Annotated in this window: 12 protein-coding genes; 7 read left to right on the top strand and 5 right to left on the bottom strand. The window is 64.6% G+C overall.

Annotated elements, in window-relative coordinates; all coding sequences use genetic code 11:
* Positions 1-21: 21 nt before the first annotated feature.
* From mltG to fabD, 5 genes are all read right to left on the bottom strand, one after another.
* Positions 22-1,242, bottom strand: a complete 1,221-nt coding sequence (gene mltG, locus A6B35_RS13340; RefSeq protein WP_006203725.1) for an endolytic transglycosylase MltG — start codon at positions 1,240-1,242, stop codon at positions 22-24.
* 102 nt (positions 1,243-1,344) lie between these two features.
* Positions 1,345-2,607 (bottom strand): beta-ketoacyl-ACP synthase II, encoded by a 1,263-nt coding sequence (fabF, locus tag A6B35_RS13335; RefSeq protein ID WP_006203724.1) that lies wholly within the window; start codon positions 2,605-2,607, stop codon positions 1,345-1,347.
* A gap of 34 nt (positions 2,608-2,641) precedes the next feature.
* Positions 2,642-2,878 carry an acyl carrier protein gene (locus A6B35_RS13330; RefSeq protein ID WP_006203723.1) on the bottom strand — a complete coding sequence of 79 codons (237 nt, stop codon included), beginning with the start codon at positions 2,876-2,878 and terminating at the stop codon, positions 2,642-2,644.
* Positions 2,879-3,080: 202 nt separating this feature from the next.
* Positions 3,081-3,818: a 3-oxoacyl-[acyl-carrier-protein] reductase gene (fabG, locus tag A6B35_RS13325; RefSeq protein WP_006203722.1), complete on the bottom strand. Its 738-nt coding sequence runs from the start codon at positions 3,816-3,818 to the stop codon at positions 3,081-3,083.
* 60 nt (positions 3,819-3,878) lie between these two features.
* Positions 3,879-4,820, bottom strand: a complete 942-nt coding sequence (fabD, locus tag A6B35_RS13320; protein WP_006203721.1) for an ACP S-malonyltransferase — start codon at positions 4,818-4,820, stop codon at positions 3,879-3,881.
* Positions 4,821-5,099: 279 nt separating this feature from the next.
* Here fabD and A6B35_RS13315 point away from each other — a divergent pair, with 279 nt between their 5' ends.
* From A6B35_RS13315 to A6B35_RS13285, 7 genes are all read left to right on the top strand, one after another.
* The gene (locus tag A6B35_RS13315) at positions 5,100-7,025 is read left to right on the top strand and encodes an LTA synthase family protein (protein WP_006203720.1); all 1,926 of its coding nucleotides are present in this window, start codon (positions 5,100-5,102) and stop codon (positions 7,023-7,025) included.
* A 316-nt stretch (positions 7,026-7,341) separates the two neighbouring features.
* On the top strand, positions 7,342-7,842 hold the full coding sequence (gene rpsF, locus A6B35_RS13310; protein ID WP_006203719.1) for a 30S ribosomal protein S6: 501 nt from the start codon (positions 7,342-7,344) through the stop codon (positions 7,840-7,842).
* A complete protein-coding gene (gene rpsR, locus A6B35_RS13305) occupies positions 7,842-8,090 on the top strand; it encodes a 30S ribosomal protein S18 (protein WP_006203718.1) in 249 nt (82 codons plus the stop codon). Before rpsF ends, rpsR begins: the two co-directional genes overlap by 1 nt.
* A gap of 255 nt (positions 8,091-8,345) precedes the next feature.
* Positions 8,346-8,930: a 50S ribosomal protein L9 gene (rplI, locus tag A6B35_RS13300; RefSeq protein ID WP_006203714.1), complete on the top strand. Its 585-nt coding sequence runs from the start codon at positions 8,346-8,348 to the stop codon at positions 8,928-8,930.
* A 300-nt stretch (positions 8,931-9,230) separates the two neighbouring features.
* Positions 9,231-10,520, top strand: a complete 1,290-nt coding sequence (locus A6B35_RS13295) for a cyclopropane fatty acid synthase (RefSeq protein ID WP_040583234.1) — start codon at positions 9,231-9,233, stop codon at positions 10,518-10,520.
* 80 nt (positions 10,521-10,600) lie between these two features.
* Positions 10,601-10,921 (top strand): YnfA family protein, encoded by a 321-nt coding sequence (locus tag A6B35_RS13290; protein WP_006203712.1) that lies wholly within the window; start codon positions 10,601-10,603, stop codon positions 10,919-10,921.
* 117 nt (positions 10,922-11,038) lie between these two features.
* Entirely contained in the window at positions 11,039-12,001 is a 963-nt protein-coding gene (locus tag A6B35_RS13285) for a small ribosomal subunit Rsm22 family protein (RefSeq protein WP_006203707.1), read from the top strand.
* Positions 12,002-12,109: the final 108 nt, after the last annotated feature.

The raw sequence follows: 12,109 nt of genomic DNA, 5'->3' as shown, positions 1-12,109 counted from the left end.
CGATTTCAAAACCACCCGGCGCTACTGGGCGGCCCCCGCATCGCCACCGGCGTCGCCGCTATCGGCGGGGGCATCGGTCTGGCCTTCCACCTTGGCTCCGGCCTTGGCGGCGTCTTCGGCCTGCTTCTTCTGCAGTGCCCGGTAGCGGGCGACGTTCTGGTTGTGCTCTTCCAGCGTCGTGGCAAAGACGTGGCCGCCGGTGCCGTCGGCGACGAAATAGAGGTCGTCGGTCTTGGACGGGTTGGCGACCGCCTCGAGTGCCGCACGGCCCGGATTGGCGATCGGCGTCGGCGGCAGGCCGTTGATCAGATAGGTGTTGTAGGGTGTCTGCTTGTCGATGTCCGACTGGTAGATCGGGCGGTCGGAGGGTTTGCCCTTGCCGCCGAACAGGCCGTAGATGATCGTCGGATCGGACTGCAGCCGCATGCCCTTGGCCAACCGGTTGAGGAAGACGGCGGCCACGCGCGAACGCTCGTCGCCCTTGCCCGTCTCCTTTTCGACGATCGAGGCCAGCGTGACGAAGTCGTCGATATTGGCCAAAGGCAGGTCAGGGGCGCGCCGCTGCCAGACCTCCTCGACCAGCTTCTTCTGGTCGGCCAGCAGCTTGTCGACAATCTGCTGGCGCGAGTAGCCGCGCGTAAAGCGCAACGTGTCCGTGGCAAGACTGCCTTCGGGCGGAACGGTCTGGGGCATGTCGCCGCTCAACGTATCTTCCTGGGCAACGCGCTGCAGTGCCTGCTCGACCGTAAGCCCCTCGGGAATAGTCAGCGAATACATCACCGACTTGCCGCTCTTCAGAAGCTCCATGATGTCGCGCATCGAAGCCCCGGGCTTGATCTCGTACTCGCCGGGCTTGAGCACCGAATCATTGCCATAGGCGCGCACGCCGAGGCGGAAGATGCGGGCGTCGCTGATCAGCTCGCGCCGCTCGAGTTGCTCGGCAATATCCTGGACGGGCGTGTTCGGCTTGACCAGGAAGGTGTCGCCGGCGGCCGACGGGCCGGGCTCGTTGAAGGCCTGCTTGCCGAAATAGAGCGCGGCCCCAGCGGCCAGAACCATCAGCATCACCATCGAGATGACGAAGTTCATGAACACGACGACCTGGCTGCGCGAGGCGCGAGAGCGCTTCGGCGGCGGCGTGCCGGCCTCGGGCCGCAGCGCCTCGGCGGCCGTCTTCGGCACGATCGGACCGGACGCGGCCTGCTGCTGTCCGAATTCTCCGCCGCCCGGATTTGTGTTCATAGCGCCCTACCATCTGTCATTGCGACGAATCCCCTGGGGCAGAGTAGGGGCGAATATGGCAAAAATGACGACAGGGTGCGAGTACGCCTGCCTGCCGGCCGTTCAGCCATTGTAGCGTTGGAAGACGAGCGAGGCGTTGGTGCCGCCAAAACCGAAGGAATTGGACAGCGCCACGTCGATCTGTCTGGAACGCGGCGTGTTCGGCACCAGGTCGATTGCCGTCTCGCGTTCCGGGTTGTCGAGATTGATGGTCGCCGGCGCGATGTTGTCCCTGATGGCGAGGATCGAAAAGATCGCCTCGGCCGCACCCGCCGCACCCAGCAGATGGCCGATCGACGACTTGGTCGACGACATCGAGATCTTCGACGCCGCGTTGCCGACCAGCCGCTCGACGGCACCGAGTTCGATCGTGTCGGCCATGGTCGAGGTGCCGTGCGCGTTTATGTAGTCGACGTCGGCGGGCGACAGCTTGGCCCGGTTCAGCGCCGCCGTCATGCAGCGGAAGGCGCCGTCGCCGTCTTCGGCGGGCGCGGTGATGTGGTAGGCGTCGCCGGTCAGGCCGTAGCCGGTGACCTCGGCATAGATTTTCGCGCCGCGTGCCCTGGCGTGTTCGAGCTCCTCGAGCACGACGACGCCGGCGCCCTCGCCCATGACGAAGCCATCGCGGTCGCGGTCATAGGGACGGGAGGCTTTTTCCGGTGTGTCGTTGCGCTCGGTCGACAGCGCCCGGCAAGCTGCGAAGCCGGCAAGCGAAAGCCGGGTAACCGGCGATTCGGCGCCACCGGCCAGCATCACGTCGGCATCGCCGAAGATGATCAGCCGGGCGGCATCGCCAATGGCATGCGCGCCGGTCGAGCAAGCGGTGACGACGGCGTGGTTCGGGCCCTTCAGCCCGTGCCGGATCGACACCTGGCCGGACACCAGGTTGATGATGTTTCCCGGAATGAAGAACGGGCTGATGCGGCGCGGTCCGCGCTCGTGCAGGATCAGCGCGTTCTCGGCGATGCCCTCGAGGCCGCCGATGCCGGAGCCGATCATGACGCCCGTGGCGCAGCGCTCCTGCTCGGTCTGGGGCTCCCAGCCGGAATCCTTCAGCGCCTCGTCGGCGGCCGCGATCCCGTACAGGATGAAGTCGCCGATCTTGCGCAGTTCCTTCGGCTCGAGCACGGCTTCGGGATTGAGCGTGCCGTTGGATCCGTCACCGCGCGGAATGACGTGGGCGATCTTGCAGGCAAGATCCTCCACTTCGAATTCGGTGACGCGCCTGGCGGCGCTGCGGCCGGTCAGCAGTTCCTTCCAGCCATGCTCGAAGCCCATGCCAAACGGCGAAACCAGGCCAAGGCCCGTGACGACGACACGCCTCATCGCAGGTCCTCCCCGGTGATGCCTGCGAAAAGCCTCAGGCCGAGGCCTTGTCGATGTACTTCACGGCATCGCCGACGGTCAGGATGGTCTCGGCCGCATCGTCCGGGATCTCGACGCCGAATTCTTCTTCGAACGCCATGACGAGTTCGACCGTGTCGAGGCTGTCAGCGCCCAGATCGTCGATGAAGCTCGCCTGCTCCGTCACCTTGTCGGCGTCGACGCCAAGATGCTCGATGACGATCTTCTTGACGCGCTCTGCGGTGTCACTCATTTGGGGCATCCTCGTCTTTTGGTTGTCTGTCTTCGTTAGCGGGCGGAATGCCGCTAATCAAGCTGAAAGATGGCCCTGCCGGAAACACAACAAACAGGACCGGTTTTTGCCCGAACCGCCGGGTTGCGGGCCGCATTACACGAAAAATGGCCGAGGTCCAAGCCGAAATGGGCCTTTTCACAACCCGCCGGACCTTGGTCCGTCAGATCATGGCCATGCCGCCATTCACATGGATGGTTTGGCCGGTCACATAGGCCGCTTCATTGGAGGCGAGATAGGCGACCGCAGAGGCAACCTCGGCGCTGGTGCCCATGCGCCGGGTCGGGATTGCCGCCATGATCGTCTCCTTCTGCTTGTCGTTGAGCTTGTCGGTCATGGCCGATTCGATGAAGCCCGGGGCGACGCAGTTGACGGTGATGTTGCGGGTGGCGATCTCCTGCGCCAGCGACTTGGAAAAGCCGATCATGCCGGCCTTGGAGGCGCAGTAGTTGGTCTGGCCGGGATTGCCCGTCACCCCGACCACCGAGGTGATGTTGATGATGCGGCCATGCCGGCGGCGCATCATCGGATGGGTTAGTTCGCGCGTCAGCCGGAACACGGCGGTGAGGTTGACCTCCAGCACCGCATCCCAGTCGGCATCCGACATGCGCACGAACAGGCCGTCCTTGGTGATGCCGGCATTGTTGACGAGGATGTCGACGCCTTCAAGCTCGGCCTCCGCCTGCTGGCCGAGCACCTTGACCTCGTCGCGGTCGGACAGGTTGGCCGGAAACAGCCTTACCCGGTCGCCGAGCTCGGCGGCCAGCGTCTCCAGCTTCTCGACGCGCGTGCCGTGCAGGCCGACGATGGCGCCCTGCGCGTGCAGCACTCTAGCGATCGCCTCGCCGATGCCTCCGGTTGCGCCGGTGACGAGCGCCTTGCGGCCGGTCAGTTCGAACATTTTTGTCTCCTGAATCTCAGACGACACCCTTCACATGGGTGGGGTCAAATCGCCAGTGGATTATGCAAGCGCCGCCAGCGCCGCCTCGACATCGGCTGCCGTGCCGACGGCGGCGGTGGCGACATCGCGGTTGATGCGTCGCGCCAGCCCCGACAGCACCTTCCCGGCGCCGACTTCGTAGAGTGTTGAAACGCCATTGGCGCCGAACCATTCCACCGTTTCGCGCCAGCGCACGCGGCCGGTCACCTGTTCGACCAGGCGGCGGGCGATCTCGTCGGGATCGCTGGTCGGTGTGACCGAGACATTGGAGACGACAGGCACCAGCGGCGCGTTTTTTGCCACGCCGGCCAGCGCCTCGCGCATGATTTCGGCCGCCGGCGCCATCAGCGCCGAATGGAAGGGGGCCGAGACCTGCAGCATCAGCGCCCGCTTGGCGCCCTTTTCGGTGCAGAGTTTTGCCGCCAGCTCGACCGCGGCCCTGGCGCCCGAAATCACCAGCTGGCCGCCGCCATTGTCGTTGGCGATCTGGCAGACTGAGCTTTGAGCGGCTTCGGCGCACGCGGCTTCGACATCGGCCTGTTCCAGCCCGATGATGGCCGCCATGGCGCCCTCGCCGGCCGGCACCGCCACCTGCATGGCATTGCCGCGCACGCGCAGCAGCCGCGCCGCATCGGCGACCGAAACGAAGCCGGCGGCGGCAAGGGCCGAATATTCGCCCAGTGAATGGCCGGCGACGTAAGACACCTTGTCCTTCAGCGAAAAACCGCGCGCTTCCAGCGCCCGGATGGCGGCCAGCGACACCGCCATCAGCGCCGGCTGGGCGTTGGCGGTCAGCGTCAGCGTCTCTTCCGGCCCTTCCCAGATCAGGTTCGACAGCTTTTCGCCGAGCGCGTCGTCGACTTCCTCGAAGACCTTGCGCGCCTCGGGAAAGGCATCCGCCAGGTCCTTGCCCATGCCGACAGCCTGGCTGCCCTGTCCCGGAAAGGTGAATGCGACGGCCATTTGGGCTTCTCCAGAGGCTGGTTTTTCCCTGCCTGTGACGCAAGGCGGACGGCCAAGTCAAGCCCGCGGGCAGCGTTTCAGCCTTCGTTGCGGCCGGAAAAACCGGCCGAGTCCCTGTTCCGAAAGCCTTTTTGGCGATCACACCTGATGAAAACCGCTCACGAATCGTTTGCTGGCTCTTCTTATTTTCGCCACAGCCGCTAGCTTTTGGATGACAGTTCTATGACAGATCAGTGACGCGAGTGGGAAAGACGCGTTGCGTGGGCCGGGGGAAGTGAAGTGGCAAGGATCGGAAAGGGCGTGGCCAAACACGCGCCGCAGTTTCTGGAAGGCGATCCGTCCACCGGCTATCTGCCGGGGCGGAAGTGGCCGGTCGTCCGGTATGGCCTGATCAGCCTGCTCGCCTCCGCCATATTGGTTTTTGCCATCGAATGGATCGTGCGCGGCGACTTTTACGGCACGGTCGGCTTCTTCCTGCAACCCTTCAAACCGGGCTGGACCACCATCATCGTGTTCGCGCTGGTGCTGGTTGGTCTCGACGCCGTGCTCGGCCGCAGCCACCAGAGCCTGATGATCGTGGCGCCGCTGACGCTGGCGCTGGCCTTTGTCGGCCACCAGAAGTCGCACTATCTCGGCGACCCGCTCTACCCGACCGATTTCCTGTATTCCAGGCAGATCATGTCGCTGATGCCGCTTTTGGTGCGCGAGCGACCGATGACCGCGCTGGCCATCGCGATCTGCATCGTCGGCGGCCTGTCGCTGCTCGTCTATGGCTGGCGGCAGTGGCGGCGCCGGGTGCCGATCCTCAGCCGCAAGGGGCGCCTTGCCAGGCTGACGCTGACCGTGCCGCTGCTCGCCTTCTTCGTCTCGATCATGGACTACGCCACCTTCTCGTGGACGCGCGACCGGCTGCAGATCATCCCGATCATGTGGGACCAGAAGGAAAACTACGCCTCCAACGGCTTCGCGCTGGCCTTCGCGCTCAATGTGCCGATGGCGCATGTCTCGGCGCCGGCTGGCTATTCCGACAAGGCGATCGCGGCGATCGACAGGCCCGGGGTGACGGCATCGGTGCCCGCCGACAAACCCGACATCATCGTCGTGATGAGCGAATCCTTCTGGGATCCGACCAGGCTGCCAGGCGTCACCATCACGCCGGATCCGATCCCCAATGTGCGGGCGCTGCGCTCGGGCTACATGTTCTCGCCCGAGTTCGGCGGCATGACGGCCAATATCGAATTCGAGGCGCTGACCGGCTTTTCCAATGCCTTCCTACCGGCCGGCTCCATCCCCTACCAGCAATATGTGCGCGCGCCGACGCCCTCGCTGGCCACCTTCCTGAAGAGCGAGGGCTACAGGGCGCGCGCCATTCACCCCGGCACCAACTGGTTCTGGAATCGCGGCGCGGTCTATGCCGATTTCGGCTTCAACGACTTCCGCTCGGAAGAGACCTTGCCGCCGATGCAGAAGCGCGGGCCGCTGGCCTCCGACGCGGCGATGACCGACGAGATCATCCGCGAGGCCGATGCCAGCGAAGACCCGGTCTTCTTCTTCGCCGTCAGCCTGCAGAACCACGGTCCCTACGAGCCGTATCGCTACTACAATCCGACCCACAAGGTGCAGGCGCCGATCAGCACATGGGCGCGGGAATCGCTGCTCAGCTACACCGAAGGCTCCGCCGATGCGGACCGCGGCCTCGAGCGCCTGATCGAATGGGCCAGGAAACGCGAACGTCCGACGGTGATCGCGTTTTTCGGCGACCATCTGCCGCCGCTCGGACCGGTCTATGTCGAGACCGGCTTCATGAAAGACAATGTCGCGCCGCGCAAGGAGCCGGCCGACCAGATGCTGGAGCATCACCAGACGCCGCTGATCATCTGGTCGAACCGCACCGGTCCGGCCGAGGACATGGGCGCGGTCAGCCCGGCCTTCCTGCCATACCACATATTGACCACGGCCGGCATCACGCATCCCTACTACACCGGCTTCCTCGGCGCGCTGCGCGAACGCTACCGCGTCGTCGACCGCAACCTTCTCCTGACGCCGGCCGGCGAGGCGACCCCCGACTGGGCGCGGCAGAAGAAGATCGACCCGGCGATCAACGATTTCCGCCTGCTGCAATACGACATGATGTTCGGCAAGCGCCGCGCGGCGCCCGACTTCTTCCCGGAAACGGTCGACAAGCCGGTCACCCACACCAGCTGAGCCTGGTGTCTTCGGCCCTGCGACGCCAAGGACGCTGTCTGCAACGCCGCGTGCCCTTGCCTTCCAGCCGGATTGCTGTATAGACGCCCGCAATCTGCCGGTCCTTGCTGGGGGCTGAACGGAGGGCCGTTGCTTTTCTCGAAAAGCGGTGTGTGAAGCCAGAAGCGCTTCCGCCTCCCGTGTCTCCGCTCTCGACCGTCTCGAAATGCTCCTTTCTTCCCGCTCCCCCTTTTGCTGGGGATCAGCGGTCAGAGAAGTTGCAGAGGCTTTTGCCGCGAGGATCCGGGAGAGAAACGAAGAAAGGCACTGATACACTATGGCTCTATACGAACATGTGTTCCTTGCCCGGCAGGACCTCTCGCAGCAGCAGGTCGATGCGCTTGTCGAACAGTACAAGGGCGTCATCTCCGCCAATGGCGGGTCCGTCGGCCGGGTCGAGAACTGGGGACTGAAGTCCCTCACCTACCGGGTCAACAAGAACCGGAAGGCATACTACACGCTTATGGACCTCTCCTGCCCGCCGGCAGCGCTCAACGAGATGGAGCGCCAGATGGGCCTGTCCGAGGACGTGCTGCGCTTCCTGACCGTCAAGGTCGAGGCGCATGAGGAAGGCCCGTCGGCCATGATGCAGAAGCGCGAAGAGCGCTCGGAACGCGGCGGCTTCGGCGACCGTGACCGTGGCGATCGCGGCCCGCGTTCGTTCGGCGACCGCGATCGCGGCGACCGTGGCGATCGTCCGCCGCGCTCGTTCGGCGACGCCGGTGGCGATCGTGGTCCGCGCCGTCCGCGCGAAGGCGTTGAAGGGGGTGCAGAATAATGGTCGACATCAACCAGATCCCGACCCGGCGCCCGTTCCACCGCCGCCGCAAGACCTGCCCGTTCTCCGGCGCCAATGCGCCCAAGATCGACTACAAGGACGTGCGTCTCTTGCAGCGCTACATTTCCGAGCGCGGCAAGATCGTGCCGTCGCGCATCACCGCCGTCAGCCAGAAGAAGCAGCGTGAGCTCGCCAAGGCGATCAAGCGCGCCCGCTTCCTCGGCCTGCTGCCCTACGTGGTTCGCTAATTTCTCGAAGCGGGCGGCTTGCCGCCCGCTTTTCCCCACGGCGACGGGCGCCGCAGGGTTGTTTTTGATGATGCATGTCGTTGTCCCAAAACCGGACCACCTTTTGGGCGACATGCATTGAAATCCCGAGTTGAGGTGAAAAGCCTCTAACTGCCGCGACAGGCAGGACAGCGACACCGGCGGCAACGCCCCTTTGCTTCCTGACCTGTTCCAGAAATCCAGCGCCTTCGGGCGCCCAAACGAAGGAACAAAACCATGGAAGTCATTCTTCTCGAACGCGTTTCCCGCCTCGGCCAGATGGGCGACACCGTCAAGGTCAAGGACGGCTTTGCCCGCAATTTCCTGCTGCCGCAGGGCAAGGCGCTGCGCGCCAACGAAGCCAACAAGAAGAAGTTCGAGGGCCAGCGCGCCCAGCTCGAAGCCCGTAACCTCGAGCGCAAGTCGGAAGCCGCGCAGGTTGCCGAGAAGCTCGACGGCAAGAGCTTCATCGCCGTGCGTTCGGCCGGTGAGACCGGCCAGCTCTACGGTTCGGTGTCGACCCGCGACATCGCCGACCTGCTGACGGCCGAGGGCTTCTCGGTCAACCGCAACCAGATCCAGCTCAACCAGCCGATCAAGACCATCGGTGTGACCAATGTGGCGATCGCGCTGCATCCGGAAGTCGAGGTCACCATCACGCTCAACATCGCCCGCACGGCCGACGAAGCCGAGCGTCAGGCCAAGGGCGAGACGCTGACCACCGCCGAAGCCATCTATGGCGACGACATCAACGACAATGCGCGGCCGGAGAACTTCTTCGACCCGAACGCCGAGTTCGAAGGCGGCGAAGAGAACGCCTGATCACGCCCGACGGAGTGTCAGAGCGGCGCTCTGATCACAGTGTCAGAGCACCGCTCTGATCACTTTGTCGGCATTTAGCCTTTGTGGACCAATGCCCGGGCCTCGCGCCCGGGCTTTTTTGTGCCAAATGGAACTTTTCGAACCCCTATATCTTGTTGCAGATTATAGCGCCCGTGCGCCCTTTGGACGGGGAAAGCACGCTGTAGAAACCTTGTCTGGTGCATGATCCTCTCCGAGATCGGCGTCGATTTCGGGGGCCATGCGCAAGCAGCTTGTCTGACCGTGAGGGGACATTTGGTCATGAATATTCTGTTGAAGCGCGTTCTCGACCGTCTTGTGCGTACCGGCAATCTCAAGGTGACCGGCCCCAAGGGTTTGACGGTGGTTTTCGGCGACGGCAGCGGCGAGCCGGTGCACATGCACATCAAGACCAGGCATGCCGAACGCGCCATCACCTTCGATCCGATGCTGGCGGTGCCGGAAGCCTACATGGACGGCGAGCTCGACATTCTCGAGGGCGGCGTGCTCGGCGTCATGCGCATCGCCTTCCAGAACATGGGCAGCGGCGGCATCGACGCCACCTGGTCGAAGGCGATCGAGGGCCTGCGCCATGCCTTCCGCCGCTTGCATCAGATCAACACCGCCACTCGCGCGCGCCGCAACGTGCAGCGCCACTACGACCTCTCGGGCGACCTCTACCGGCTCTTCCTCGACGAGGACATGCAGTACTCCTGCGCCTATTTCGAGCAGCCCGACATGACGCTCGACGAGGCGCAGGCCGCCAAGAAGCGCCACATCGCCGCCAAGCTCAGGCTGAAGGCCGGCCAGACGGTGCTCGACATCGGCTCCGGCTGGGGCGGGCTCGGCATCTATCTGGCGAAGGCCTTCGACGTCGACGTGCAAGGTGTCACCCTGTCGACCGAACAGCATGGTGTCGCCACCGACCGCGCCCATGCGCTGGGCCTGCAAAACCGCGTCCATTTCGACCTGAAGGACTATCGCGAGCTCAACGAGCGCTTCGACCGGATCGTCTCGGTCGGCATGTTCGAGCATGTCGGCGTCAACCACTACCGCACCTTCTTCGAAAAGTCGGCGACGCTTCTGAAGCCGGACGGCGTCATGCTCTTGCACACGATCGGCCGCTCCGGCGTGCCGTGGGCGACCAGCGCCTTCGTCCGCAAATACATCTTCCCGGGCGGCTACATCCCTGCATTGTCCGAGGTGATGCCGGCGATCGAGAAGTCCGGCCTCGTCGTCACCGACGTCGAGATGCTCAGGCTGCACTATGCCGACACGCTGAAGCATTGGGGCGAGCGCTTCGCCGCCAACCGCGACAAGGCCAAGGCGATCTACGACGAGCGCTTCTGCCGCATGTGGGAGTTCTATCTGGCCGCCTCGGAAGCGGCCTTCCGCTGGCAGGACCTGGTGATCTTCCAGATCCAGCTCGCCAAGAAGAACGACACGCTGCCGATGACGCGCGACTACATGGGCAAATGCGAGAAGGCGCTGGAAATGCGCGACATGGGCCATCGCCAGCAGACGCCTGTCGCCAAGCCGACCCGCCGCCGCAAGGTTGCGGACGGCGAGTAGCGCGCCGGCGGCCCGGCGCCGCTTGGTCTTGCCATGGCCCTACCAGGCATGAAAAAGGTCTCGTTATCGCGAGACCTTTCATGACCTACCTCATCTACATCGCAGCCGCGTTTGCCGAGATCGCCGGCTGCTTCTCGTTCTGGGCCTGGTGGCGGCTGGAGAGGTCACCGTTGTGGCTGGCGCCCGGCCTCGTGTCGCTGGCGCTGTTCGGTTCCCTGCTGGCGCTGGTCGACACCAATGCCGCGGGCCGTGCCTATGCCGCTTATGGCGGCATCTACATCGCGGCATCGCTCGACTGGCTGTGGCTGGTGGAAGGTGTGCGTCCCGACCGATGGGATCTTGGCGGGGCGGCACTCTGCATCGTCGGCGCCTCGGTCATCCTGCTCGCGCCTAGAGCATGATGCCGAAAAGTGTGAAGCGGTTTTCGGACGACATCATGCTCTATCTCTTTGATTTAGAATCGGATGATTTCAGGTCGATTCGACCTGAAATCATCCGATTCTAAGGGAGCCTGAGCCGTGGAACTGCCTGCTCTCCTCAGACAGGGCGTCGAGCGCCTGCTCGACAAGGTGCCCCTGCCCGTATTGAAACAGGCGGCAAGGACGCTGTCCGACCGCTATCGCACCGAACTGCGCGACGGCCGCCTGCATATGGCCGAGGACCTTGCGGTCAGAGCCTATCTGGCGACGCGGCTGCCGGCGACCTACGCCGCCGTGCGCGCCAGCCTCGACGCGCTGGCGGAGGCCCAGCCTGGCTTTGCGCCAAAGACCTTGCTCGACGTCGGCGCCGGCCCCGGCACGGTGCTTTGGGCTACCGCCGATCTCTGGCCCGATCTCGAAGCGGCGGTGCTGCTGGAAGCCAGTGCCGCGGTGCGCAAGGTCGGCGAGACGCTCGCCGCCGACGCGATCACCGCCAAGACATCATGGATTGCCGGCGACGCCACCATCGACCTTGCCGGCCTCAGACCGGCCGATCTGGTCAGCTGTGCCTATGTGCTGGACGAGATCACGCCAGCATCGCTGCCGAAGCTGGTCGACCGGCTCTGGCAATTGACCGCCGACACGCTGCTGATCGTCGAGCCGGGCACGTCGGCTGGCTGGCAGCGCATCCTTGCGGTGCGACGGCAACTGATCGAAGCCGGCGCGCATATCCTGGCGCCATGCCCGCATGAGGTGCCCTGCCCGCTCGCCCAGCCCGACTGGTGCCATTTTTCGCGCCGCGTCGCCCGCTCGCGCCTGCATCGGCTGGCCAAGGACGCCGACGTGCCATGGGAGGACGAGAAGTTCATCTATGTCGCGGCCTCGCGGGAGCCGGCTCCTTCCCGCGCGGCGCGGGTGATCGCGCCGCCGAGATCAGGCTCCGGCAAGGTGTTGCTGAAGCTTTGCGAACCGGACGGCAGCGCCGGCGAAAAACTCTTCACCAAGCGCGACGGCGATGCGTTCAAAGCGGCGCGGCGGCTGGACTGGGGCGATGCGGTCTAAAGCCGCTGGCGTTTCGCAAACGCTATGGTCAATGAGCGACCTTTGCGACAAGATGGATGCTGTTGCCCCGAAGCCGGGCAAGTGCGGTCCGTACAAAACGAAAGTTGT

The sequence above is a fragment of the Mesorhizobium amorphae CCNWGS0123 genome, from assembly GCF_001686985.1.
Taxonomy (GTDB): Bacteria; Pseudomonadota; Alphaproteobacteria; order Rhizobiales; family Rhizobiaceae; genus Mesorhizobium; species Mesorhizobium amorphae.
This window is presented reverse-complemented; position numbering and strand designations above follow the sequence as displayed.

Excerpts from the sequence above, each read along its gene's own strand:
- mltG (WP_006203725.1), bottom strand. The coding sequence starts at position 1,242 with ATGAACACAAATCCGGGCGGCGGAGAATTCGGACAGCAGCAGGCCGCG.
- fabF (WP_006203724.1), bottom strand. The coding sequence starts at position 2,607 with ATGAGGCGTGTCGTCGTCACGGGCCTTGGCCTGGTTTCGCCGTTTGGC.
- A6B35_RS13330 (WP_006203723.1), bottom strand. The coding sequence starts at position 2,878 with ATGAGTGACACCGCAGAGCGCGTCAAGAAGATCGTCATCGAGCATCTT.
- fabG (WP_006203722.1), bottom strand. The coding sequence starts at position 3,818 with ATGTTCGAACTGACCGGCCGCAAGGCGCTCGTCACCGGCGCAACCGGA.
- fabD (WP_006203721.1), bottom strand. The coding sequence starts at position 4,820 with ATGGCCGTCGCATTCACCTTTCCGGGACAGGGCAGCCAGGCTGTCGGC.
- rpsF (WP_006203719.1), top strand. The coding sequence starts at position 7,342 with ATGGCTCTATACGAACATGTGTTCCTTGCCCGGCAGGACCTCTCGCAG.
- rpsR (WP_006203718.1), top strand. The coding sequence starts at position 7,842 with ATGGTCGACATCAACCAGATCCCGACCCGGCGCCCGTTCCACCGCCGC.
- rplI (WP_006203714.1), top strand. The coding sequence starts at position 8,346 with ATGGAAGTCATTCTTCTCGAACGCGTTTCCCGCCTCGGCCAGATGGGC.
- A6B35_RS13295 (WP_040583234.1), top strand. The coding sequence starts at position 9,231 with ATGAATATTCTGTTGAAGCGCGTTCTCGACCGTCTTGTGCGTACCGGC.
- A6B35_RS13290 (WP_006203712.1), top strand. The coding sequence starts at position 10,601 with ATGACCTACCTCATCTACATCGCAGCCGCGTTTGCCGAGATCGCCGGC.